A 23,950-nucleotide genomic window follows, 5' to 3' on the forward strand; every position below is an offset into this window, starting at 1 on the left:
GCGGGAGTATACCCGATTCGTTCGTGCGCACGCCCCCTGGAGCCTTATGCCACGCTGCTTTTGGTGTTCCGAAGATCCGTTGTACATGGCTTATCACGATCAGGAGTGGGGGACGCCGCTGCGCGATGCGCAAGGTTTGTTCGAGTTGCTTCTGCTCGAAGGGTTCCAGGCCGGTCTGTCCTGGATCACCGTTTTGCGCAAACGCGAACGTTACCGGGAAGTGCTCTACGGCTTCGATGTACAACGGGTGGCGCAGATGAGCGACGCCGAAATCGATGAACTGATGCTCGACCCCGGCATTATCCGCAACCGCCTCAAGCTCAAGGCGGCGCGGCGCAATGCCCAGGCCTGGCTGGCGCTGGAAGACCCGGTGGCATTCCTCTGGTCGTTCGTAGGCAACCAACCGATCATCAACCATTTCAAGGACCGCACCGAAGTGCCGGCCATCACCCCCGAGGCACTGGCGATGAGCAAAGGCCTGAAAAAAGCCGGGTTCACCTTCGTCGGCCCGACCATCTGCTACGCCTTGATGCAGGCCTCGGGCATGGTCATGGACCACACCCAGGACTGCGACCGCTACGCCGAGTTGGTAAACGGCGGTTAGAATAGCCGGCTCGCAACACGGCCCATGAATTCAGGAGTGACCTGTGGATAAATTGAAAGGCGCCTTGCTGGTCGGCGCTCTGCGGTTGTTTGCGCTGCTCCCTTGGCGAGCGGTGCAGGCGGTGGGCTCGGCCATTGGCTGGCTCATGTGGAAATTACCCAACCGTTCCCGCGACGTGGTGCGGATCAACCTCGCCAAGTGTTTTCCCGAGATGGACCCGGCCGAGCGCGAGCGCCTGGTGGGCCAGAGTCTCAAGGACATCGGCAAATCCCTGACCGAAAGTGCCTGTGCCTGGATCTGGCCGGCCCAGCGCTCCATCGAACTGGTGCGCGAAGTCGAAGGCCTGGAAGTGCTGAAAGAAGCGCTGGCCTCGGGCAAAGGCGTGGTCGGCATCACCAGCCACCTGGGCAACTGGGAAGTGCTCAACCACTTCTATTGCAGCCAGTGCAAACCGATCATTTTCTACCGCCCGCCCAAGCTCAAGGCGGTGGATGAGTTGCTGCAAAAGCAACGCGTGCAACTGGGCAACAAGGTCGCGGCGTCCACCAAGGAAGGCATCCTCAGCGTCATCAAGGAAGTGCGCAAGGGCGGCCAGGTGGGGATCCCCGCCGATCCGGAGCCGTCCGAATCCGCCGGCATCTTCGTGCCCTTCTTCGCCACCCAGGCCCTGACCAGCAAGTTCGTGCCGAACATGCTCGCCGGCGGCAAGGCGGTCGGCGTCTTCCTCCACGCCCTGCGCCTGCCGGACGGCTCCGGCTACAAAGTCATCCTCGAAGCCGCCCCGGACGAGATGTACAGCACCGACACCGAAACCGCCTGCGCCGCCATGAGCAAAGTGGTCGAGCGTTATGTACGGGCCTACCCGAGCCAGTACATGTGGAGCATGAAACGCTTCAAGAAACGCCCGCCGGGCGAGGCGCGGTGGTACTGAAAACCTGTTCTGGATGGCGCACCGCGAACCCTGTGGGAGCGAGCTTGCTCGCGATAGCGCCCTGACAGTCGCCACATGACTGACTGTCCCCACCCTCCCCGTGACGAGGGAGCTTGCTCCCGCTGGGCTGCGCAGCGGCCCTTCATCGATATGCACAACATCAACCGGTGGGAGCGAGCCTGCTCACGAAAAGATATTCACCCATACATCACCATCGCGAACGAACTCCAACGCATCGGCGCCGCTCTCAATCATTAGCTGAGGACAGGCGCAAATCATCAATCGTGTCCATGATGAGTACCTGCGATATCCGGGGGGCCGGCGTATTGCCCGGCCAAAAATATCGCCTTGTCCCTTTGATCCATCAATTAAAGGAGTCACGCTCATGAACATCGACTTCACCGGACGTAACGTATTGGTCACCGGTTCCACCAGCGGAATCGGTTTTGCGACCGCCAAAGGTTTTCTGGAAGCCGGTGCCCAGGTCGTCATCAACGGGCGCAGCGAAAGCAGCGTGGAGGACGCGTTGCAGCGCCTGGGCAATCTGGCTTCCAGGGCGACAGGCTTTGTTGGCGATCTCAGCAACGAACCGGGCTGCAAGGCATTGATCGCCAGGCATCCAAGTTTCGATATCGTCATCAACAACCTGGGCATTTTCAAGCAGGAGGACTTCTTCGAGACGCCGGACAGCGAATGGCAGCGTTTCTTCGAAACCAACGTGATGTCGGGCGTGCGTGTTTCCAGGGCCTACGCGCAGGGCATGGTCGAGCGTGGTTGGGGGCGGATCGTGTTTGTTTCGTCGGAGTCGGGCGTGAACATTCCTGCCGACATGATCCACTACGGCTTCACCAAAACCGCCCAGCTTTCAATCGCTCGCGGCCTGGCCAAACGCCTCGCGGGCACGGGCGTGACGGTGAACTCAGTGTTGCCTGGGCCGACACTGTCCGAAGGCGTTGCCAAGATGCTCCAGGCGGACGTCGAGCGCAGCGGGGAAAGCCTGGAGAAGGTCGCGGCAGATTTCGTCAACGAGCACCGCAGCACCTCGATCATCCAGCGCGCGGCACGGGTAGAGGAAGTCGCCAACATGATTATCTATGCCAGCTCGGAACAGGCCTCGGCCACCACCGGAGCGGCGCTGCGAGTTGACGGCGGTGTGGTGGACAGCATCGTTTAGCTGCGTTGCCAAAAGCATGGCAAGTGTCCTTGCTCCGGTTCCCATGACGCCATACAAAAAAATGCCGCTTCCTCATCCGAGAGAAGCGGCGTTTTTTCTTTTGGAAGCAACATTGGTTGATTTGACCAACTTTCGAAACGTTGAAGGGATTGGTTCAGCCCGCCCCTGTTTTGCAGTGGATCCGAGCCCCTTCGGCTAGCCGTTCTCGCCTAGGCGATCCGAGCCAACTTCGGCTACCCGTAACTCGATCAGACGATCGGAACCACCTTCGGCTACGCGTTTCTCGATAAGACGATCGGAGCCGCCTTCTGCTACCCGGTTTTCGATCAGGCGATCCGAGCCGCCTTCGGCTATGCGTTTCTCGATAAGACGATCGGAGCCACCCTCGGCTATTCGTTTTTCGATCAGGCGATCCGAACCGCCCTCAGCGAATGTAGGTTGAACAAAAGAAGTCGCGAACGCATTGCCGAGCGACAGTGCCAGAAGCGAGCCAACGAGTGTTTTGCTGAAAGTGTTCATGTCCTGATCCTTATTTATTCGTAGATGAGTGAGTTAGACGGCGACGTGCAAACGGACGTCGACGTTGCCGCGGGTCGCGTTGGAGTACGGGCAAACCTGGTGAGCCGCGTCGACCAGCGCTTGAGCATCGGCTTGATCCAGACCTGGCAGGCTGATGTGCAGGTCGATGTCCAGACCGAAACCGCCAGGGATCTGGCCGATGCCGACGTGTGCCGTGATCGAGGCGTCAGCCGGAATGCTGCGTTTGCTTTGGCTGGCGACAAATTTCAACGCGCCGATGAAGCAGGCGGAGTAGCCGGCTGCGAACAACTGCTCAGGATTGGTGGCTTCACCACCGGCACCGCCCAGGGCTTTTGGCGTGGCCAGTTTCACGTCGAGGATCTTGTCGCTGGAAACAGCACGGCCATCACGGCCACCGGTGGAGGTTGCGACTGCGGTGTAGAGAACGTTCATGGGGTGCTTTCCTTTTTTCCTGATGGGTCTGATTGAGTTTGGTTTGCGCTAAATGTTTGTGCGCTAACCAGTGGTGCTAAAGTTAACGCCCAAATACTTAGCGCGCAAGATAAATTTTCGAGAATATTCTCAGATTTCTTTAAGCTATTGATAAATTAGAAAATTTATTTTTAAGCGACGCAGCGGTGCCAGCCCGCGCGAATTGAGGGGTGAGCCAAGAGAACAAAGGTGGCAGGGGTACTGGCCGAGCCAGCGCAATGGTGGGCCCTTGGAGAAAGGGAATTCACAAGCAGGATGACGGGGTTGAACGAACCACCCTAGTGAGCGACGGCAACCTGGTTACGCCCCAGCGCTTTCGCCCGATACAGCGCCTTATCAGCGTTATTCATCAAGCCATGCAGATCCTTGTGATTCGCCTCCGTCGACGCCACGCCAAGGCTGGCGGTGATGCGATGGACAGGCTCGATCATCAAGCCAGCGATACTCTGGATAAGTCCTTCTGCAATTTCTATAGCGACGTCAATGGACGTATCCGGAAGCAGAATGGCGAACTCTTCCCCACCGAGCCGACCGTGTATATCCGTGGCCCGAAACGACGAGCTGATGACCACGCCCATCTGGCGTAGGACCTGGTCCCCGACCTGATGGCCGTAGGTGTCGTTGATGTGCTTGAAGTGATCCATGTCCAACATGACGGCGCACAACCCCAACCGGTTGGTTCTGCATTCGTCGTAAAGCTGCTGGGCATGCTCGAAAAAAGCCCGTCGACTTTTCAGGCCGGTCAGTTCATCGGTTTGTGCGGCGCGGGTTGAAATGCTGTTCGCCTGTTCCATCTCGCGGGTGAGTCGAAAAGCGGTTTCCAGTGCCTGGGACATTTTGTGGGTGGCGCGGGCAGCAAATGCCGCGAACACCAGGATCGAAAGCGCCATGCCGACTTGAATCGGCGACGGTTGGAACAGCAGCCACACCGTGCACGGAAACAGCACAAGGCCAATGGAGACCAGTGTCATGTCCCGGTAGGCGGAGTAACAGGAGACCGCGCTGACAGTCATCCCCACGGTAAAAAGCATGACGAGAGCTTGCGAGAGGAGATCATCTTGCGGCATCAAAACAAGCGCGCCGCCGCCCCAGATGCTCGCGGACAACACCAGCGAGACCCAGTATCTGCGCTCCCAGCGTTGAGGCGTGCGCTGAACCTCGTCGCTGCGAAAATAGGCAACGAACATCGCGATCCGCAGCAGCGTCGATCCGCTTAATATGGCCAGCCACCACACAACCGTGCTGTGCTCAAAGCGATCCCAACACAGCCAACACAACATGATGGCCGCGAGGTAACTACCAAACACCGCGGAAACGGATTGGCGAAACAGTTGCTGCAGTCGGTCAGTGCGCACTTGTCCGGCTATGCAAAAGTCCATGCCATTGCGAGATCTCGGGCCATCCATGTGATCCACCTGATCGTGAAGCCGCTAGAAAACGCGATTGTGGCACCCTGCCAGCAACGCAAACAACCGAATTACGCCTGCACTCACAAAGCTTTAAATCGTGGCGAGGGGATTCATCCCCGCTGGGTTGCGCAGCAACCCCATAATTCCCACCCCTACCCTGACTAAAACCGGCCCCCTGTGGCGAGGGAGCTTGCTCCCGCTGGGCTGCGCAGCGGCCCCAAACAGGTCGACGCTTTCCTACAGACAAACTCGTGATTCGGTTGCGACGGCTGCGCCGGAAGCGTCGGACCGGCCCAGCGGGAGCAAGGGATCGAGGTCAAAACAAAGCGCTGTTTATTCCCGCTCTGCCATCTTTCCATCAAGCTACACATCCTTGCGCCATTACCTACAACTACGCCAGAATCCGCCGGCTTGTGCGCCTTGCCCTCGGGTTCTATTGTCGTCCTGCCACTGCCCATCAGTGGTCGGGTTTAGTAGCTCGAGGTTGTGTCAGTAAGATGCACGGGTTCTCCATCGAGGTAGATTCCTACCTTGCACTTGATGGTGGCTGTGCGCAGGGCGCTTCGGCGCGCCGGCAATGCTGATCTCCCCGGTCTACTAACCTGCGTACAGCTGCCACCCTTCTTTTAGTAGGGAAGAGGTTGTGGCTTAACCTTGGAGTATCAGCTCATGTCGAAATCTACAACGAATCCGCCTGAGGCGGACCGCACCTCCTCGCCACCAGAACCGAAAGATGCTCTCCAATCCGCTCAACTCTTCACCGTCGTACAAGACACCGACAACGAATGCCTGCTCGCCAACCTCAGCGAAACCCTGGCTTCAGCCGACGCCATGGTCAGCAACCTCGCGTTCGATCTGGAAGGCTCACACCGCCACATCGCCCTCGGCGTCCAGCAACTGATCGAGCTGAGCTCATTACTGGCGAACCGAGTTCTGGACAACGTTGATCCAAGATAAACGTCACACTGCAACCCCGTGGCGAGGGAGCTTGCTCCCGCTGGCTGCGAAGCAGCCCATTGGATAACGCTGAGCCGCGATAGCGAGCGAACCCCACCAAAGAAAAACCCGACGCTTTACGTCGGGTTTTTGTGTGCGGGTTACTCGACTTGCGACAGTTTGGCGTCGTCGCAACCGGCAGCGCGGCACTCGCGCTCGACAGCCTTGAGTATGACGATACGCGCCTCGGTCTTCTCATTGGCACAGTCCAGGTAGAGCAGGCCATCGTTGGAACAGGCGTTGTCACGAATCTTGATCCACTGGATCTGAGCGGCTTTCACCTTCTTCTTTTGATCCGGGTTCAGGGCACTCATCGTCTTTTTGTATTGCTCGTTGATTTCCTGGTCCGACTGAACCATTTTCAGCGACGCGCAATAGGTTCTGTCATAGGCGTTTCTAGGGTTATCGCAACTCATCGCAGATGCCGATGCTGATGCCATTGCCAGCAATGCCCCAACCAACAAAGACTTGATCACTCACTTTTCTCCCTGAATGCCCTCTATTGATTAGAGGTCGCGGCGGGGAATTTATCATGAGGGTCGTAGAACAATGAAGCGGATCCTGGGGTTCATTCGGCCCTGTGTATGACTTTTTTCGGGCCGAAACCAAGCTCCTGATTCTTCCGCTGGCGTAATCCTTGCGGCAAGCTACACATCCTTGCTCCTTGGCCTACAACTACGTCGGAATCCGCCGACTTGTAAGCCTCGTCTATGGCTTCTATTGTTCGTCTACGCTTACATTGGCCTGAAAGTTGGAATGTTTAAACCTTTACTCGGACCAAATCACGAGGGCTAAAGTGGAAGATTTTTATGCAAATTGAATACGCCATGGTCGCGTTGGGGTTTTTTGCTTTTTGCGGGGGGATGATCGATGCTGCTGTAGGGGGCGGAGGCTTGGTTCAGGTACCCGCTCTACTTCATGCATTACCTCAGCACTCGCTAAGCACAGTTTTTGGAACTAATAAGCTCGCTGTACTTGCAGGAAATATTTCTTCTATATTTAGTTACGTTAAAAGAATAAAAATCGTCTGGAAGCTGATGCTTCCAACCATGCTCTCGGCTTTTTTATTTTCGTTTTTGGGGGCTTTTTCCGTCTCGCTCGTTCCGAAGGCGATCATGGAATATTTTGTGTTTTTTGTATTGGTGGTCATGGCTGTTTATACATTTGCAAAAAAGGATTTAGGGCTTGTTCACTCGGACGCTCAATGCGGATCCAAAGAAGTGCTCCTTGGGGTTTTTTTTGGCGGCATAATTGGATTTTATGACGGAGTTTTTGGACCCGGCAGTGGTAGTTTTTTGTTATTTGTTTTCGTTAAATATTTTGGCTACGATTTTCTGAATGCATCCGCTTCAGCAAAACTGGTTAACTTGGGAACATTTAGCGCGTCGCTGCTATTTTTCATACCTTCAGGTCATGTGCTGTGGGTAATTGGTGGACTGGTCGCGGTGTGTAATATGGCGGGTGCGCTGACAGGCACTTTTTTGGCTTTGCGCTATGGGAGTGGATTAATTCGTATCTTGTTTCTCTTTTTATTGGTTTTCCTTATTGGCCGAATGGGATTGTCCATATGGCTGTGACAGGTTGCGCGCAATGCCTTCAGATAAAAAAAACGGGACCTCGCTTTCACGCAGTCCCGTCTTTCACACCCGATCAGCTCAAAACGCCGGCAGAACCGCGCCTTTGTACTTCTCGAGAATAAACGCCTTCACTTCCGGCGTATGCAGCGCTGCAACCAGCTTCTTCATGGCCTCGCTGTCCTTGTCGTCCGGACGGGCTACCAGAATATTCACATAAGGCGAGTCGTTGCCTTCGATCACCAGCGCATCCTTGGAAGGGTCAAGCTTGGCCTCCAACGCATAGTTGGTATTGATCAATGCCAGATCCACTTGAGTCAGCACGCGCGGAATGGTTGCCGCTTCCAGCTCACGGAACTTCAGATCCTTCGAATTCTCGGTGATGTCTTTGGTAGTCGACAGGATGTTGTTCGAATCCTTGAGCTTGATCAGCCCGGCTTTGGCCAGCAACAACAGCGCACGGCCACCATTGGTAGCATCGTTCGGGATCACGACATTGGCGCCGCCTGGCAGTTCTGTAAGTGCCTTGTACTTGCTGGAGTACGCGCCCAGGGGTTCCAGGTGCACACCGGCTACGCTCACCAGATTCGTGCCCTTGGCCTTGTTGAACTCATCCAGGTACGGCTGGTGCTGGAAGAAGTTGGCGTCCAGGCGCTTTTCGGCGACTTGTACGTTGGGCTGGACGTAGTCGGTGAAGACTTTGACCTTGAGGTCCACGCCCTCCTTCGCCAATGCCGGTTTGACGAACTCGAGAATTTCCGCGTGAGGAACCGGCGTGGCCGCGACGGTCAGGGTGTCGGCGTGTGCGGAGAACGCTGCGGCGGCAGCGAAGGCGACCAGTAGTTTTTTCATTCAGCTAACTCCTTTTGAGGCGCTTGCTCTTGGCGCCTGCCAGCGAATGGCCGGCTCATGGTTTATTGGCGCGAGGCCTTATTTTCTAGAGAAATGCACAACCAGTTTGTCGCCCACGGTTTGCAGGACCTGGACCAGCACCAGCAGCAACACCACCGTGACCACCATCACGTCGGTCTGGAAACGCTGGTAGCCGAAGCGGATCGCCAGGTCGCCCAGGCCACCAGCGCCGACCACACCGGCCATGGCCGTGTAGGACACCAGAGTAATCGCTGTCACCGTAATCGCTGCGAAAATGCCCGGACGGGCTTCCGGCAGCAATGCGTTGACGATGATCTGTCGCGTGGTAGCGCCCATGGCCTGGGTCGCTTCGATGATGCCGCGATCGACTTCGCGCAGGGCGGTTTCCACCAGGCGGGCGAAGAATGGCGTTGCGCCGACCACCAGTGGCGGGATCGCGCCGGCCACGCCCAACGACGTGCCGGTGATCAACACCGTGAACGGGATCATCACGATCAACAGGATGATGAATGGCAGCGAACGCAGGACGTTCACCATCAGCGACAGCAGCGCGTAGAGTCCCCGGGCTTCAAGCAATTGGCGCGGGCTGCAGAGAAACAGCAACACGCCCAGCGGCAGGCCGAGCAGTACGGTGAAGAGCAGCGAACCGAATAGCATCAGGAAGGTGTCGCCGGTTGCCAGCCAGATTTCCAGCCAGTCGATGTTTGCAAAAAATTCCATCAGCGCAGCACCTCCATGTGGACATCGGCCGCGGTGAAGCGGGCGAACGCCGCTTCCATGTCACCGCCGGTGATGGCGAGGGTTAGTTGCCCGTAGGGGGTGTCTTTGATGCGGTCGATACGACCGGCCAGGATGCTGTAGTCCACACCGGTTTCGCGGGCGACGGTTCCAAGTAACGGCGCGTAGGTCGCTTCGCCCTGGAATGTCAGACGCACGATGCGCCCCGGGACGTGAGCGAAGTCGTCGCGCTGTTCGCTTTCGTCGATCTGCTCGTCTTCCTGGACGAAACGCTTGGTGGTCGGATGCTTGGGGTGCAGGAACACCTCGGCCACCGGGCCTTGCTCGACGATCACGCCGGCGTCCATCACCGCAACCTCATCGCAGACACGCCGGATCACGTCCATCTCATGGGTGATCAGCACGATGGTCAGCTTCAGCTCACGGTTGATCTCCGCCAGCAGTTGCAGCACCGAGGCGGTGGTCTGTGGGTCGAGCGCGCTGGTGGCTTCGTCGCACAACAGGATCTTCGGCTTGGTTGCCAGTGCGCGGGCGATGCCGACGCGCTGCTTCTGGCCGCCGGACAACTGCGCCGGGTATTTGCGGGCGTGGTCGGACAGCCCTACCCGCGCCAGCAATTCGGCGACGCGGCGGTCGATATCGCTGCGGGACAGTTCGCCCGCCAGCGTCAGCGGCATGGCCACGTTGTCGGCCACGGTCTTGGACGCGAGCAGATTGAAGTGCTGGAAAATCATCCCGACCTGCTGGCGAAAACGGCGCAGGCCGTTGGCGTCCAGGGCGGTGACTTCTTCGCCGTCGACGATGATCTTGCCGCCGCTGGAATCTTCCAGGCGATTGATCAGGCGCAGCAGGGTACTTTTTCCCGCACCGGAATGGCCGATCAGGCCGAAGACCTGACCGTTCTGGATGGTCAGACTGGTCGGGTGCAGCGCGGGGATATCCCTACCGGCAACCCGGTAGGTTTTATGGACGTTTTGAAACTCGATCACGTAGCGAACCTTGTGGGGCGCGGTGGAAAAGGATCAGCGGTAAGCCGGGCGCGCATTTTAGCCTGTCCGTATAGAGGTCCTTAGCATTTATTTGAGATTGAACCAGCGATTTGGCAATAAGGCGATCAAAGGGCATAAAAAAGGAACACAGCGAAACGGTATCGGTCACTCATTAGGCACCTCCACATATGCCCAGGTACCGTGCCTGGCGCATCGAACTCACGGGTCCTGGCCACGGCGGGGATCGCAACGAGGAGTCATGCCTGATGAGCACTAAAAAACCTGCCGCCCCCAGCCAGATGGCCGGGACCGACACGCTGGATCGCAGCAATACCAACGCCAAGCTGGAGAGCCTCGAGCAGTTTCGCTCCGATGCCACCGAACAGGCCTTGCGCACCAACCAGGGCGTGAAGATCGCCGATAACCAGAACACCCTCCGCGTCGGGCCGCGTGGGCCGTCGTTGCTGGAAGACTTCATCATGCGTGAGAAAATCACGCATTTTGACCATGAACGTATTCCCGAGCGCATCGTTCACGCCCGAGGGACCGGTGCCCATGGCTACTTTCAGGCCTACGAATCGCATGCGGCCTTGACCAAGGCCGGTTTCCTGCAAGACCCAGGTAAAAAGACGCCAGTGTTTGTACGTTTTTCCACCGTGCAGGGCCCACGGGGTTCCGGTGACACGGTGCGGGACGTGCGCGGCTTTGCAGTGAAATTCTTCACCGACGAAGGCAACTTCGATCTGGTGGGCAACAACATGCCGGTGTTCTTCATCCAGGATGCGGTGAAGTTTCCGGATTTCGTCCATGCGGTGAAACCCGAGCCCCATAACGAAATCCCCACCGGCGGATCGGCCCACGACACCTTCTGGGACTTTGTCTCGCTGGTACCGGAGTCGGCTCATATGGTGATCTGGGCGATGTCCGACCGGGCAATTCCGAAAAGCCTGCGCTCCATGCAGGGTTTCGGCGTGCACACCTTCCGCATGATCAACGCCGAAGGCCGCAGCAGCTTCGTCAAGTTCCACTGGCGGCCCAAGGCCGGGACGTGTTCCCTGGTATGGGACGAAGCCCAGAAGCTCGCGGGCAAGGACACTGATTACCACCGTCGCGATCTCTGGGAGTCGATCGAGATGGGCGACTACCCCGAATGGGAATTTGGCGTACAGATCATCGCCGAGGAAGACGAGCACAAGTTCGACTTCGACCTGCTCGACCCGACCAAGATCATCCCCGAAGAGCTGGTACCCATTACGCCGCTGGGCAAGATGGTGCTGAACCGCAACCCGGACAACTTCTTCGCCGAAGTCGAGCAGGTTGCGTTCTGCCCCGGACATATCGTGCCGGGCATTGATTTCAGCAACGACCCATTGCTGCAAGGCCGGCTGTTTTCCTACACCGATACGCAGATCAGCCGACTTGGTGGGCCGAATTTTCACGAGTTGCCGATCAACCGCGCCATCACCCCGGTGCACAACGGCCAGCGTGATGCCATGCACCGCACCACTATCGACAAGGGGCGCGCGTCCTACGAGCCGAACTCCATCGATGGCGGCTGGCCGAAGGAAACCCCGCCCGGTCCGCAGGATGGTGGTTTCGAAAGTTATCCGGAGCGCATCGACGCCCACAAGATCCGCCAGCGCAGCGATTCGTTCGGCGATCATTTCTCCCAGGCGCGGTTGTTCTACAAGAGCATGAGCCCCCACGAGCAAGAGCACATCATCGCGGCGTACAGCTTCGAACTGGGCAAAGTGGAACGCGAGTTCATCAGGGCGCGGCAGGTGAACGAGATTCTCGCCAACATCGATCTGGAACTGGCCGGGCGAGTTGCGAAGAACCTCGGCTTGCCGGCTCCCACTGCCGGTACGGTCGATGTTCCGACGCCTTCCCTGGAGCAGTCCCCGGCGTTGAGCCAGGCCAATCTGCTGTCCGGCGACATCAAGACCCGCAAGGTCGCGGTGTTGGTGGCCAATGGCGTCGAGGGGACAATCATTGATGCGCTCAAGCAGGCACTGGAAGCCGAAGGGGCCCACGCGAAAATCCTCGGCCCAACCTCCGCGCCGGTGACCACCGCTGCTGGGCAAACGCTGCCGGTGGATGCGTCCATGGAAGGCTTGCCGTCGATTGCCTTTGACGCGGTGTTCGTGCCGGGCGGGGTGGAGTCGATCAAGGCGCTGAGCGCCGATGGCGTGGCGTTGCATTACCTGTTGGAGGCCTACAAGCACCTGAAGGCCATCGCGCTGCATGGCGAAGCGCGACAGTTGCTGGTGTTGTTGAAGCTGGAGGCGGATGCGGGGCTGATTCCGGACGCTGATGCGGGCAAGTTCCAGGCGTTTTTTGACGCGATTGCCCAGCATCGGGTTTGGGCGCGGGAGCCTAAGGCCAAGGCTATTCCAGCCTGAAGAGATTTGTTGTTTGGTAGGACGCCTTCGCGAGCAGGCTCGCTCCCACAGGGATATGTGTCGATCACAACACCCATGTGGGAGCGAGCCTGCTCGCGAAGCTTTCAGAGCTTACGCGGAGTCAGAACCACTTGCGCCGGCACGCTACGCAAGATCTGCTTCTGCAGTTTCAGATCAAACCCGGGATCGAGTTTCTTGACCCGCTTGGTCAGCAATGTCGCCAACCAAGGGTAATCATCGGTGCGCGGGGCCTGGATGCTGACGTCGCACTGGTAATTCACCACATCGGCGGCGATAGCGTCCAATTGATGACGCATTTTCTGGATATCGCCGATATTCAGCGCAACCGTGGTGCTCTGCGCACTCGGGTCGATCACCTTTGCAACTGGCTTGGCTTCGGCGGCCTGGAGGGCGGCTTCGGCTTTTTCCAGCTCGGCCTTGCGGGCCTGGGCGATCGCACTGTTCACTTCGCCGGTAAGTGCCGGCGCTTTTGGCATCAGCGCGCGAGCCCGGCTCAGGGCGGTGGCGGCCGCGTTTACATCGCCCTTTTGCAGGTCGATCTGGCTGCGGCGCAAGTACGCCTCGGCCAGTTGCCGCTGGTAAGGCTCCAGCGACGGATCTTCAGGCGTCTGGGCTTGCAACGCGGCCAGCTGACCTTCTGCGGTGGCCAGTTCATTGCTGGCCAGGCTCTGTTCGAGCTGCGCGATGGCCGGGCCCCGGGTGTCCGGGGTTTCGACGGTCGGCGGCGTGCTCTGGCAGGCGCCCAGCAGCAGGGAAAACGCGACAAGGAGCAGATAACGGGAGGCGAACGGCTTCATTCCTGCGACTCTCTAATTGCGCAAAAAGCGAGCAAGTCTACACCCCTCGACGGGGCAGGACAAAACTCAGCAGAAACAACGCCGCCGCGCTGACCACGATCGACGGTCCGGCCGGAGTGTCCTTGAACCACGACAACGCCAGCCCGCCACACACCGCGAGCATGCCCAGCAGGCTTGCGCCCAAGGCCATCTGCTCCGGTGAGCGGGCGTGACGCTGTGCCGCAGCCGCCGGAATGATCAGCAATGAAGTAATCAGCAATACACCGACGATTTTCATCGCCACGGCAATCACCACTGCGATCAACAGCATCAGCGCCATTCGCAGGCCCACCACGGGCAGGCCCTCGACCCGTGCCAGTTCCTCATGGACGGTAACCGCCAGCAACGGACGCCACAGCGCCACGAGCAACAGCAATACCGCCGCGCTACCGCCGAGGATCCAGGCCAGGTCCATCGGACTGATCGCCAGCAGATCGCCGAACAGATAGGCCATCAGGTCGATCCGCACGTCGCGCATGAAGCTGAGCACCACCAGCCCTAGGGATAGCGTGCTGGGAGCCAGGATGCCCAGCAGGGTGTCGGACGCCAGCGGCTGGCGCTGTTGCAAGGTCACCAGCACCACTGCGAGCAGCAGGCAACCCACGGTCACCGCGATGGCGGGGCTGACGTCCAGCAGAAACCCCATGGCCACGCCGAGCAGCGCCGCGTGGGACAAGGTGTCGCCGAAATAGGCCATGCGCCGCCAGACCACGAACGAGCCCAAGGGGCCGGCGACCAGCGCCAGCGCCAAACCTGCAAGCAGGGCGTACAACAGAAAATCAGCCATGCTTGCAGCCGTCTCCATGAACATGATTGGAAGCAGAAGGAGCGCTGACCACCGAACCGTGCAGGTCATGGGAATGGTCATGATGGTGGTGATAAATCGCCAGGCTTTGTGCGTTTTTTCCGAACAATTCGACAAAGGCCGGATCGCCACTGACTTGCTCGGGATGCCCGGAGCAGCAGACGTGACGGTTGAGACAGACCACCTGGTCGGTGGTGCTCATCACCAGGTGAAGGTCGTGCGACACCATTAATACCCCGCAGCCGTGGCGGTCGCGCAGGCGGGTGATCAAGCTGTAAAGCTCGGCCTGTCCCGCCACATCGACGCCTTGCACGGGCTCGTCGAGCACCAGCAGCTCGGGTTCGCGCAACAGGGCGCGGGCCAGCAATACACGCTGCATCTCGCCGCCGGACACACTCTGCACCGGGCTGTCGATCACGTGCTCGGCGCCGACTTCCTTCAGCGCCGCCAAGGCTCGCTCGCGGTCGACGCCCGGCACCAGGCGCAGAAAGCGCAGCACGGACAGCGGCAAGGTCGGGTCGACGTGGAGTTTCTGCGGCATGTAGCCGACACGCAGCCGGGGCTTGCGCCAGACGCTGCCGCTGTCCGGCTTGAGCAGGCCCAGCACGGCGCGCACGAGGGTGGTCTTGCCGGCGCCGTTGGGGCCGATCAGGGTGACGATCTGCCCCGGTTCGACGCTCAGGTGAATGTTGTCCAGCACGCTCTGCCCGGCGAACGTCACGGCCACCTGTTCGAGGCGGATCAACGCGTTGCTCATCAGGCCCCCTGGCAACCGGAGCACAGGCCGACCACTTCGACGGTCTGGGTGTCGACAACGAAGCCGACGTCCTTGGCGCTGGCGACGATCGCGTCGCTGATGGACTTCTGTTCCAGCTCGATGGCCGCATGACATTCGCGGCAGATCAGGAACTGGCCTTGGTGGGCGTGCTCCGGATGGTTGCAGCCAACGAAGGCGTTCAGCGAAGAAATGCGATGTACCAGGCCGTTTTCCAGCAGGAAATCCAGCGCCCGGTAGACTGTCGGCGGCGCGGCACGGCGGCCGTCCTGCTCGCTGAGTACCGCGAGGATGTCGTAGGCACCCAGCGGCTTGTGGCTTTGCCAGACCAGCTCCAGCACTCGCCGACGCAAGGCGGTCAGCCGCAGGCCCTGGCGCGCGCAAATGGCGTCGGCCTCGGACAGCGCGCTGTGCACGCAATGGGAGTGATCATGGGGACGACTGGCAAGGGGGGTAATGGGCATGGGCAGCGACGAGTTTAGTGAGAGACGTTATTATGTTACCCGTTCTCGCCTCTTCGAGTGGTCATCGTGTCCCGAATTTTTTCGCTCTTTGTCGCTTTTGTCGCAACATTTCTGCTGATTGGCCCGGCCCGGGCCGACGTCAAGGTGCTAACCAGCATCAAGCCGCTGCAACTGATTGCCGCCGCGGTGCAGGACGGCGTGGCCGTTCCGGAAGTGCTGTTGCCCCCTGGTGCCTCGCCTCACCACTATGCGCTGCGTCCATCCGACGTACGGAAGGTGCAATCGGTGGACCTGCTTTACTGGATCGGCCCAGACATGGAAGGTTTCCTGCCGCGTGTGTTGAATGGTCGTACGCAGCCTTCCGTCGCCGTGCAGGATCTGCCGGGGCTCAAGTTGCGTCATTTCGCCCAGGACAGCGCGTCCCACGAGGACGAGGACGAGAAGCATGCCGACGAACATGACCACGACCATCGTCCCGGCACCGTGGATGCCCACTTGTGGCTGTCGCCGCTGAACGCCCGGGTGATCGCCGCCAGAATGGCTGCCGACCTGAGCGCGGCGGATCCGGCGAACGCGGCCCGCTATGACAGCAACCTCAAGGCTTTCAACCAGCGCCTCGATGCATTGGACGTACGCCTCAAGGCGCGTCTGGCCGGGGTCGCAGGCAAGCCGTATTTTGTGTTCCACGAAGCGTTCGACTATTTCGAGGACAACTACGGCCTCAAGCATGCCGGGGTTTTCGCCGTGGCCGCCGAGGTCCAGCCCGGTGCCCAGCACGTGGCGGCGATGCGCACGCGCTTGCAGGCGGTGGGCAAGACCTGCGTTTTCAGCGAACCGCCGCTGCGTCCGCGCCTGGCCGAGACGCTGGTGGCCGGGCTGCCGGTGAAGCTGGCCGAACTGGATGCGCTGGGCGGCTACACCCCGGCAACGGCACAAGGGTATGAGCAATTGCTGGAAAAGTTGGGGAATGATCTGGCGGGGTGCCTGGAGTCGTTGTAACACCCCGCTCTCGTGGCGAGGGAGCTTGCTCCCGCTCGGTTGCGCAGCAACCGCAAATCTTGGGCCTGCTGCGCAGCCCAGCGGGAGCAAGCTCCCTCGCCACAAAGGCATTCAGGTCCGCTGGTTGCTAAAGGGCGAACGGCAACAGCGTGCTGACCTTCTGCCGCTGCGCCAGCCGCCGCTGAAATTCCTTCGGATCATGAATCAACACATCCTGCCCGGCGAACGATTCGGCGGCAATCAGCCGCGACAGCCAGAACCGCACGCACGCCACGCGCAGCATGGTCGGCCATAGTTGCGCCTCGGCGGATGTGAACGGCCGCAGCGCCGCATAAGCGCCAAGCAACGCTCGCGCCCGCGGGCCATCGAGCATGCCTTCGTCATCCGAACACCAGTCATTCAGTGCAATGGCGACGTCATACAGCATCGGCCCGGAACAGGCGTTGTAGAAGTCGATCAACCCGGTCAGGTGGGTGCCTTCGAACATCGCGTTGTCGCGGAACAGGTCGGCATGGATGTTGGCGCGGGGCAGCGCGAGGATGCCGATTTTCTGCACGGTGATTTCGTCCAGTGCCGCCTCCAGCAACTGACGGGCATCGGCGTCGAGGTGTGACAACAGCGTGGCGCCCTCCTCCTGCATCCAGTCCAGGCCACGGTCGGTCTTGCGCTTGATCATGTTGTCGCGGGTCGCCAGGTGCAGGTGCGCAAGTAATTCACCAACCTGGGCGCAATGCTGGGCGTTGGCCTGCTTGACGTGCTTGCCGGCCAGGCGCGGTTGCAGCAGCGCCGGTTTGCCGGCCAGTTCCCTCAGTGCGACCCCCTCGGTGGTGCGCAAGGCGTAAGGCACCGGCAAATTGGCGCCGTGCAGCACGTCCAGCAGTTCGATGAAGAACGGCATCTCCTGCACCGGGCCGCGCTCGACCAGCGTCAGGACGAACTCGCCCTGTTCCAGGCTGATGAAAAAATTGGTGTTTTCGCTGCCGGCGGCGATCCCCTGGAAATCAAGCAGGCGGCCGAGCCCGTAAGGGGCAAGAAAGGTTTCCAGCTCGGGCCGAGCCAGGGGCGTGAACACAGACATGGTTAGAACTGCCAGTACGGGCGCCCTTCAGCGGGCGCCGGTTGAAGTCGCGAGCGGTATCACCACTCAAAAATTTTCCACGAAGGGATCAGCATATCCGGCTGGTCCGAACGAATGAAATTTGCATCAGTGCCGTCGGCGCGTACCAGGAAATAAGGCTTGCCGTTCTTTGGCGTGACCTTGATCGCGTACAGGAAGCCGTTTTGCCGATATTCCTGAATGGTTCTGTCGCCTTCGGTGCGGATGGTGACATCCGGGTCCGCCGAAGGAGCGTCATCCGCCGCCATGACGGCCAACGGTGTGAATGCAAACAAGCCAGCCAGTAACAGGCGATTTAGTGTACGCATGATAACCTTGTCCCTTTGTCGTCAACGGTCCCGCTATTCTAGCCCCGGACCCGCCGAAAAGGTTGATCCTGCTCATGAGCCAAGCCCCCCTCGTCCTGGTGGACGGTTCTTCTTATCTGTACCGCGCCTTTCATGCGCTGCCACCGCTGACCACGTCCAAAGGCCTGCCGACCGGTGCGGTCAAGGGCGTGCTGAACATGCTCAAGAGCCTGCGCAAGCAGTATCCGGACAGCCCGTTCGCGGTGGTCTTCGACGCGAAGGGTGGGACGTTTCGCGATGCGTTGTACGCCGAATACAAGGCCAATCGCCCGAGCATGCCCGACGACATGCGCGTGCAGATCGAGCCGCTGCACGCCAGCGTCAAGGCCCTGGGGTTCCCTCTATTGTGCGTGGACAACGTCGAAGCCGACGACGTGATCGGCACCCTGGCCCGCAGCAGTGCCGCAGCCGACCGCCCGGTGGTGATCTCCACCGGCGACAAGGACATGGCGCAACTGGTCGACGGGCACATTACCTTGGTCAACACGATGACCGGTAGCTCACTGGACGTGGCTGGCGTGAAGGAGAAGTTTGGCGTCGCTCCGGAGCAGATCATCGATTATCTGGCATTGATGGGCGATTCGTCCGACAACATCCCGGGCGTTCCGGGCATCGGGCCGAAGACCGCATCCGGCCTGCTGGTGGGCGTCAACGGTGGCCTGACCGAGCTGTTTGCGCAACTGGACATCGTGGCCACGCTGCCGATTCGCGGTGCCAAGACCTTGGCCGCCAAGCTGGAAGAGCACAAGGAAATGGCGTTTCTTTCCTACGAGCTGGCGACCATCAAGACCGACGTTCCCCTGGATATTGGCCTCGACGACCTGCAGATGGGCACGCCGGATCACGAAAAGCTCGCCGAGCTGTACACCCTGTTGGAATTCAAGAGCTGGTTCGAAGAAAACCAGCGCGACGCCAAACGTGCCGGGCAGGAAATCGTTGAAATCGCTGATGAGCCAGCGGCGGGCGTCGAGAAGCGGTATGACCTTATCCTCGATCAGGCGAGCTTCGACGCCTGGCTGGCCAAGCTTGAAAAGGCGCCGCTGTTTTCCCTGGTCACGCAAACCAACGGTCGCGACGCCCAACACTCGCAACTGGTGGGGTTGTCCTTCGCGGTTGCGCCGTTTGAAGCGGCTTACCTGCCGCTGACGCATTCCTACATGGGCGTGCCGGAGCAACTGGACCGCGACACCGTGCTCAAGGCGCTCAAGCCATTGCTGGAAAATCCGGCCAAACTCAAGGTCGGCCAGCATGCCAAATTCGAAATCAACATCCTGGCCAATTGCGCTATCGATGGTGATCAGAACAACGGCATCCTGGTGCAAGGCATCGCTTTCGACACCATGCTTGAATCCTATGTGCTCGATTCCACGGCGACTCGTCACGACATGGACAGCCTGGCGCTGAAATACCTTGGGCAAAGCAAGACCGATATCCAGGACATTGCCGGCAAAGGCGTCAAGCAGCTGAGTTTCGATCAGATCTCCCTCGAACTTGCCGGCCCATACGCCGCTGAGGATGCTGACGTGACCTTCCGCCTGCACCAGGCCTTGCAGGAAAAACTCGCCGTCACGCCAAGCCTGGGCAAGGTGCTCAACGAGATCGAAATGCCGTTGATGCCGGTCCTGGCGCGTATCGAGCGCCAGGGGGCGTTGGTCGATGCCAACCTGCTGGGCGTCCAGAGTGTCGAGTTGGGCGAGAAGCTGGTGGCACTGGAGCGTGAGGCATTTGCCATCGCCGGTGAGGAATTCAACCTCGGCTCACCGAAGCAATTGGGCGTGATCCTTTACGAAAAACTCGGTTTGCCGGTGCTCAGCAAAACCGCCAAGGGCCAGGCGTCGACTGCCGAAGCGGTGCTCGCCGAACTGGCCGAGCAGGATTATCCGCTGCCCAAGGTGCTGATGCAGTACCGCTCGCTGAGCAAGCTCAAGAGCACTTACACCGATCGCCTGCCGGAGCAGATCAACAGCCGCACCGGGCGCATTCATACGTCTTATCAACAGGCTGTGGCCGCCACCGGACGTCTTTCGTCCATTGACCCGAACCTGCAGAACATCCCGATCCGTACCGCCGAAGGGCGGCGGATTCGCCAGGCATTCGTCGCGCCGAAAGGCTACAAGCTGCTGGCGGCGGACTACTCGCAGATCGAACTGCGGATCATGGCCCACCTGGCCAAGGACGCAGGGCTGCTCCATGCGTTTCGCAACGACCTGGACGTGCACCGCGCCACCGCAGCGGAGGTCTTCGGGGTCGAGCTGGACGCCGTCAGCCATGACCAGCGCCGTAGCGCCAAGGCGATCAACTTCGGCTTGATCTATGGCATGAGCGCGTTCGGCCTCGCCAAGCAGATCGGCGTCGATCGCAAGCAGTCCCAGGCTTACATCGACCGCTACTTCGCGCGTTACCCAGGGGTACTGGAATACATGGAGCGCACCCGCGCCCAGGCCGCCGAGCAAGGCTTCGTCGAGACCATCTTCGGGCGCCGGTTGTACCTGCCGGACATCAATGCGAAAAACCCTGCCCTGCGCAAAGGCGCCGAGCGCACCGCGATCAACGCGCCGATGCAGGGTACGGCCGCCGACATCATCAAGAAAGCCATGGTGGCCGTCGATGGCTGGCTGGCGACGTCAGGGCTCGATGCGAAAGTCATCCTGCAGGTGCACGACGAATTGGTGCTGGAGGTTCGTGAGGACCTGGTCGACCAGGTGAGCGCGGAAATCCGCCAGCACATGAGCGCCGCCGCCACGTTGGACGTGCCGCTGCTGGTGGAGGTGGGCGTGGGCAATAACTGGGACGAGGCGCACTGAACCGAAGCCCCGTGGACGGCCTTTGTGGTGAGGAGCTTGCTCCCCTCACCTCAGGGTTGGGTGTCGGTTGACCTGTTTGCAATTAATGGGAGATTGCCATCGCGAGCAAGCTCGCTCCCACACGGGTTTGGATTGAGCCGGATACCCTAGCCCGACACCGACCCACTGTGGGAGCGAGCTTGCTCGCGATGGCGTCAGCCCAGCCAATACATGCCACGTTGAGGCGCTGCAAACCCAGGTACGGCATCGTCAGTTCTGAGAATGCCAACGATTATTACCAAAAATAATCTGAACTAAACCCGTGAATTGCTACTCAGAGATTCTGAATGGCTGGTGAAGCCCTTCAATGCTCCTATGTTGTGTTAAGTGTTGGCAGATATCTGGACCCCGCCCTAGCGGTCCGGAACTTGGACCCCGAACTTCCCCCTCCCCATACGAAGTCCGGGGTTTTTTTTGCCTGCGATTTGGCTTACTCGGCCGCTTCGCTGCCCTTGTCCGCTAATTCCATCCAGTCCGCCAACACCGTGTAGGCCTCTTCAAGGCCCATGCGCTTGGGCGCGGAGAACAGCTGGATGGTGATCGTGTCGCCCCAGCCCTTGCGAATTTCCGACTGCACTTTGAGCAGGGTGTTTTTCGCTGCGCCGTAGGTGAGCTTGTCGGCCTTGGTCAACAGGATGTGCATCGGCATGCCGCTGGCAACGGCCCAATCGAGCATCAGCAGGTCGAAGTCGGTCATTGGATGGCGGATGTCCATCATCAGGATCAGACCTTTCAAACTCTCGCGGCTGCCCAGGTAGGCTTCCAGGTGACGCTGCCAATGTTGCTTGAGCGGGATCGGCACTTTGGCGTAGCCATAACCGGGCAGGTCGACCAAACGGCGTTCATCGTCTAGCTTGAAGAAGTTCAAGAGTTGCGTGCGGCCCGGGGTTTTCGAGGTGCGTGCCAGGCTCGCATGGGTCAGGGTGTTCAGCGCGCTGGATTTACCGGCATTGGAACGCCCGGCAAAGGCCACTTCGAAGCCTTCGTCGTCAGGGCATTGATCGACTTTGGCGGCGCTGAGCATGAAGGTGGACTGTTGGCACAGGCCGAGGATGGGGTTTTTCAGTTGCATGGGATTTCCGATGTGGGCGGCGTCGGGAATGGACGCGGCAAGCTGTGTCGTTTCCGTTTCAGTGACGCCAGTATATAATGCCGCAGATTTTGTGTGCGCTTTGTCCCAGCGTAGGATGAAGTTCACGGGAGCGACCGACCGAAATTGCGCACTAGAACGCAGCTCGCTCTCAACCCTGAAAAGGTCGTTTTATGACGAAATGGCTGCTAGCTGCCGGTGTCTTGATGCCGCTTTACAGCGCTCAGGCTACACAGGATCCGGAAGCTGTGTACAACCGTGTTTGTGGTGCCTGTCATTCCGGCCAACTACCCACGGCGCCCCGCAAGGGTGACCGCGAAGCCTGGACGCCGAGGTTGGCGAAAGGCATGGGGACGCTGGTGCAACACGTGACCCAGGGTTTCAAGGCGATGCCGCCGCGTGGTTTGTGCATGGACTGCAGTGCCGAGGATTACCAAGCCATCATCCAGTGGATGAGCGAGTAAGCCCGGTCCATAACTCTTAACCCTTAGCCGTAGTTGGATTAGCTGATGAACAAACTGATCGTGAGTCTGCTGTTGACCTTGGGGATATCCGGTGTAGCCCACGCCGCAGGCGATGCTGCCGCAGGCCAGGCGAAAGCCGCCGTGTGCGGAGCCTGCCACGGTCCGGATGGCAACAGCATGGCGCCCAACTTTCCGAAACTGGCCGGCCAGGGTGAGCGTTACCTGGTCAAGCAGTTGAAGGAAATCAAGGACGGCAAGCGTGTCGTGCTGGAAATGACCGGCCTGCTGAACAACCTGAGCGATCAAGACCTGGCGGACATCGCGGCCTACTTCGCCAGCCAGAAAGGCAGCGTCGGCGCCGCTGATCCAAAACTCGTGGCACGGGGTGAGGCGCTGTTCCGTGGCGGCAACCTGGCCAAGGGCCTGCCAGCCTGCACGGGCTGCCATTCGCCTGACGGCAAGGGCAACGCCGCCGCCGGCTTCCCGCATCTGGGTGGCCAGCACGCCCAGTACATCACCAAGCAGTTGACCGATTTCCGCAAGGAAGAAGGCGGTCGTGCCAACGACGGCGACGCGATGACCATGCGCACCATCGCCCGCAAGCTGAGCGACGAAGATATCGCGGCAGTCTCGAGCTACATCCAGGGCCTGCATTGAGGCAGCTGCAAGGGGGAAACCTCTTGCAACGTTAACGCCCGATTAATCCGTCGGTGCAAACATCAAAAGGGTGGCTTTGGCCGCCCTTTTTTGTGGCCGCTGCCGTTACACTAGCGAAACTGAACCCGTGGCGGCCTGTCTGAAAAACACGCCCCGCGAGGCCACCTCATTGTCCAGGAGTAAAGCATGCGTAATCTGATCATCAGCGCCGCGCTCGTCGCCGCCAGCCTGTTCGGCGTGACTGCCCAAGCGGCTGAAAAGCCCGCTGCCCCTTATGTCGAATTGACCAACCCCGTTCCGGTGGCGGTGCCTGGCAAGATCGAGGTCGTGGAGCTGTTCTGGTACGGTTGCCCGCATTGCTATGCCTTTGAGCCGGTCATCAACCCATGGGTTGATAAGCTGCCTTCGGACGTGAATTTCGTGCGCATCCCAGCCATGTTCGGTGGCCCATGGGACGCCCACGGCCAGATGTTCCTGACTCTTGAAGCCATGGGCGTCGAGCATCAGGTTCACGCGGCGGTATTCAACGCGATTCAGAAAGAACACAAAAAACTGACCGACAAGAACGACATGGCCGACTTCCTCGCCACCCAAGGCGTCGACAAGGACAAGTTCCTGGCGACTTTCGACTCCTTCGCTATCAAAGGCCAGATCACCAAGGCCCGCGAATTGGCAAAGAAATACGAGATCACCGGCGTACCGACCATGGTCGTCAACGGCAAATACCGCTTTGACATCGGCTCCGCTGGCGGCGCGAACGAAGCGCTGCAACTGGCCGACCAGCTGATCGCCAAAGAGCGGGCGGCCACCAAGGCTGCTGCCAACTAAGCG

The 23,950-nt window shown here is 59.7% G+C and carries 25 protein-coding genes; 11 read left to right on the top strand and 14 right to left on the bottom strand.

Annotated features, from left to right (window positions below):
- Nucleotides 1–46 precede the first annotated feature (46 nt).
- From J3P84_RS00275 to J3P84_RS00285, 3 genes are all read left to right on the top strand, one after another.
- Nucleotides 47–604 carry a DNA-3-methyladenine glycosylase I gene (locus J3P84_RS00275; RefSeq protein WP_305497757.1) on the top strand — a complete coding sequence of 186 codons (558 nt, stop codon included), beginning with the start codon at nt 47–49 and terminating at the stop codon, nt 602–604.
- 43 nt (nt 605–647) lie between these two features.
- On the top strand, nt 648–1,535 hold the full coding sequence (locus J3P84_RS00280) for a lysophospholipid acyltransferase (protein WP_198796133.1): 888 nt from the start codon (nt 648–650) through the stop codon (nt 1,533–1,535).
- Nucleotides 1,536–1,920: 385 nt separating this feature from the next.
- On the top strand, nt 1,921–2,709 hold the full coding sequence (locus tag J3P84_RS00285; protein WP_434626908.1) for an SDR family NAD(P)-dependent oxidoreductase: 789 nt from the start codon (nt 1,921–1,923) through the stop codon (nt 2,707–2,709).
- A 195-nt stretch (nt 2,710–2,904) separates the two neighbouring features.
- Here J3P84_RS00285 and J3P84_RS00290 read toward each other — a convergent pair whose 3' ends face one another.
- The 3 genes from J3P84_RS00290 to J3P84_RS00300 form a co-directional block, all read right to left on the bottom strand.
- Complete coding sequence (locus J3P84_RS00290; RefSeq protein ID WP_434570720.1) at nt 2,905–3,228, bottom strand: hypothetical protein; 324 nt, start codon at nt 3,226–3,228, stop codon at nt 2,905–2,907.
- A gap of 33 nt (nt 3,229–3,261) precedes the next feature.
- Nucleotides 3,262–3,681: an organic hydroperoxide resistance protein gene (locus J3P84_RS00295; protein WP_434559736.1), complete on the bottom strand. Its 420-nt coding sequence runs from the start codon at nt 3,679–3,681 to the stop codon at nt 3,262–3,264.
- Between the two features lie 317 nt (nt 3,682–3,998).
- Nucleotides 3,999–5,126: a diguanylate cyclase gene (locus tag J3P84_RS00300; RefSeq protein WP_434626910.1), complete on the bottom strand. Its 1,128-nt coding sequence runs from the start codon at nt 5,124–5,126 to the stop codon at nt 3,999–4,001.
- A gap of 672 nt (nt 5,127–5,798) precedes the next feature.
- On the opposite strand from J3P84_RS00300, the gene J3P84_RS00305 reads away from it, so the two are divergent.
- The gene (locus tag J3P84_RS00305) at nt 5,799–6,086 is read left to right on the top strand and encodes a DUF6124 family protein (protein ID WP_434626912.1); all 288 of its coding nucleotides are present in this window, start codon (nt 5,799–5,801) and stop codon (nt 6,084–6,086) included.
- A 140-nt stretch (nt 6,087–6,226) separates the two neighbouring features.
- Here J3P84_RS00305 and J3P84_RS00310 read toward each other — a convergent pair whose 3' ends face one another.
- Nucleotides 6,227–6,601: a lysozyme inhibitor LprI family protein gene (locus J3P84_RS00310; protein WP_305497763.1), complete on the bottom strand. Its 375-nt coding sequence runs from the start codon at nt 6,599–6,601 to the stop codon at nt 6,227–6,229.
- Nucleotides 6,602–6,934: 333 nt separating this feature from the next.
- Between J3P84_RS00310 and J3P84_RS00315 the strand changes: the two genes are divergently transcribed.
- Nucleotides 6,935–7,702, top strand: coding sequence for a sulfite exporter TauE/SafE family protein (locus J3P84_RS00315; protein ID WP_434626914.1), 768 nt, complete (start codon nt 6,935–6,937; stop codon nt 7,700–7,702).
- A 78-nt stretch (nt 7,703–7,780) separates the two neighbouring features.
- On the opposite strand, the gene J3P84_RS00320 is transcribed toward J3P84_RS00315, so the two are convergent.
- The 3 genes from J3P84_RS00320 to J3P84_RS00330 all read right to left on the bottom strand — a co-directional run bounded on the left by J3P84_RS00320 (nt 7,781) and on the right by J3P84_RS00330 (nt 10,299).
- On the bottom strand, nt 7,781–8,551 hold the full coding sequence (locus J3P84_RS00320; protein WP_434570732.1) for a MetQ/NlpA family ABC transporter substrate-binding protein: 771 nt from the start codon (nt 8,549–8,551) through the stop codon (nt 7,781–7,783).
- Nucleotides 8,552–8,629: 78 nt separating this feature from the next.
- On the bottom strand, nt 8,630–9,292 hold the full coding sequence (locus J3P84_RS00325) for a methionine ABC transporter permease (RefSeq protein WP_434626917.1): 663 nt from the start codon (nt 9,290–9,292) through the stop codon (nt 8,630–8,632).
- A complete protein-coding gene (locus J3P84_RS00330; RefSeq protein WP_434570734.1) occupies nt 9,292–10,299 on the bottom strand; it encodes a methionine ABC transporter ATP-binding protein in 1,008 nt (335 codons plus the stop codon). The genes J3P84_RS00325 and J3P84_RS00330 overlap by 1 nt, the downstream gene beginning before the upstream one ends.
- 266 nt (nt 10,300–10,565) lie before the next feature.
- On the opposite strand from J3P84_RS00330, the gene katE reads away from it, so the two are divergent.
- Nucleotides 10,566–12,701 (top strand): catalase HPII, encoded by a 2,136-nt coding sequence (gene katE / locus J3P84_RS00335; RefSeq protein WP_434626919.1) that lies wholly within the window; start codon nt 10,566–10,568, stop codon nt 12,699–12,701.
- Between the two features lie 104 nt (nt 12,702–12,805).
- Here katE and J3P84_RS00340 read toward each other — a convergent pair whose 3' ends face one another.
- From J3P84_RS00340 to zur, 4 genes are read right to left on the bottom strand one after another with little or no spacing between them, the layout of a single operon-like run.
- A complete protein-coding gene (locus J3P84_RS00340) occupies nt 12,806–13,519 on the bottom strand; it encodes a PA5502 family lipoprotein (protein ID WP_434626921.1) in 714 nt (237 codons plus the stop codon).
- A gap of 37 nt (nt 13,520–13,556) precedes the next feature.
- Nucleotides 13,557–14,345, bottom strand: a complete 789-nt coding sequence (gene znuB / locus J3P84_RS00345; RefSeq protein WP_434626923.1) for a zinc ABC transporter permease subunit ZnuB — start codon at nt 14,343–14,345, stop codon at nt 13,557–13,559.
- Nucleotides 14,338–15,120, bottom strand: a complete 783-nt coding sequence (znuC, locus tag J3P84_RS00350) for a zinc ABC transporter ATP-binding protein ZnuC (protein WP_434626925.1) — start codon at nt 15,118–15,120, stop codon at nt 14,338–14,340. The genes znuB and znuC overlap by 8 nt, the downstream gene beginning before the upstream one ends.
- Entirely contained in the window at nt 15,120–15,602 is a 483-nt protein-coding gene (zur, locus tag J3P84_RS00355; RefSeq protein WP_053126886.1) for a zinc uptake transcriptional repressor Zur, read from the bottom strand. The genes znuC and zur overlap by 1 nt, the downstream gene beginning before the upstream one ends.
- Nucleotides 15,603–15,668: 66 nt before the next feature.
- Between zur and znuA the strand changes: the two genes are divergently transcribed.
- Nucleotides 15,669–16,601, top strand: a complete 933-nt coding sequence (gene znuA, locus J3P84_RS00360) for a zinc ABC transporter substrate-binding protein ZnuA (RefSeq protein WP_434626927.1) — start codon at nt 15,669–15,671, stop codon at nt 16,599–16,601.
- A gap of 127 nt (nt 16,602–16,728) precedes the next feature.
- On the opposite strand, the gene J3P84_RS00365 is transcribed toward znuA, so the two are convergent.
- Nucleotides 16,729–17,679 carry a homoserine kinase gene (locus J3P84_RS00365; RefSeq protein ID WP_434626929.1) on the bottom strand — a complete coding sequence of 317 codons (951 nt, stop codon included), beginning with the start codon at nt 17,677–17,679 and terminating at the stop codon, nt 16,729–16,731.
- A 59-nt stretch (nt 17,680–17,738) separates the two neighbouring features.
- Nucleotides 17,739–18,026 (bottom strand): DUF2782 domain-containing protein, encoded by a 288-nt coding sequence (locus tag J3P84_RS00370; RefSeq protein ID WP_122567709.1) that lies wholly within the window; start codon nt 18,024–18,026, stop codon nt 17,739–17,741.
- A 74-nt stretch (nt 18,027–18,100) separates the two neighbouring features.
- On the opposite strand from J3P84_RS00370, the gene polA reads away from it, so the two are divergent.
- Nucleotides 18,101–20,869: a DNA polymerase I gene (polA, locus tag J3P84_RS00375; RefSeq protein ID WP_434626931.1), complete on the top strand. Its 2,769-nt coding sequence runs from the start codon at nt 18,101–18,103 to the stop codon at nt 20,867–20,869.
- Between the two features lie 469 nt (nt 20,870–21,338).
- Here polA and yihA read toward each other — a convergent pair whose 3' ends face one another.
- Nucleotides 21,339–21,980: a ribosome biogenesis GTP-binding protein YihA/YsxC gene (gene yihA, locus J3P84_RS00380; RefSeq protein WP_025211089.1), complete on the bottom strand. Its 642-nt coding sequence runs from the start codon at nt 21,978–21,980 to the stop codon at nt 21,339–21,341.
- Nucleotides 21,981–22,171: 191 nt separating this feature from the next.
- Here yihA and J3P84_RS00385 point away from each other — a divergent pair, with 191 nt between their 5' ends.
- The 3 genes from J3P84_RS00385 (at nt 22,172) to J3P84_RS00395 (ending at nt 23,947) form a co-directional block, all read left to right on the top strand.
- Nucleotides 22,172–22,462 (top strand): c-type cytochrome, encoded by a 291-nt coding sequence (locus J3P84_RS00385; RefSeq protein WP_030138991.1) that lies wholly within the window; start codon nt 22,172–22,174, stop codon nt 22,460–22,462.
- A 45-nt stretch (nt 22,463–22,507) separates the two neighbouring features.
- The gene (locus J3P84_RS00390) at nt 22,508–23,119 is read left to right on the top strand and encodes a c-type cytochrome (protein WP_305497775.1); all 612 of its coding nucleotides are present in this window, start codon (nt 22,508–22,510) and stop codon (nt 23,117–23,119) included.
- Between the two features lie 186 nt (nt 23,120–23,305).
- Nucleotides 23,306–23,947, top strand: coding sequence for a thiol:disulfide interchange protein DsbA/DsbL (locus J3P84_RS00395; RefSeq protein ID WP_434626934.1), 642 nt, complete (start codon nt 23,306–23,308; stop codon nt 23,945–23,947).
- The last annotated feature ends 3 nt before the right edge of the window (nt 23,948–23,950 follow it).

It is taken from the genome of Pseudomonas sp. Z1-29 (assembly GCF_051131995.1).
In the GTDB taxonomy this organism is placed as follows: domain Bacteria; phylum Pseudomonadota; class Gammaproteobacteria; order Pseudomonadales; family Pseudomonadaceae; genus Aquipseudomonas.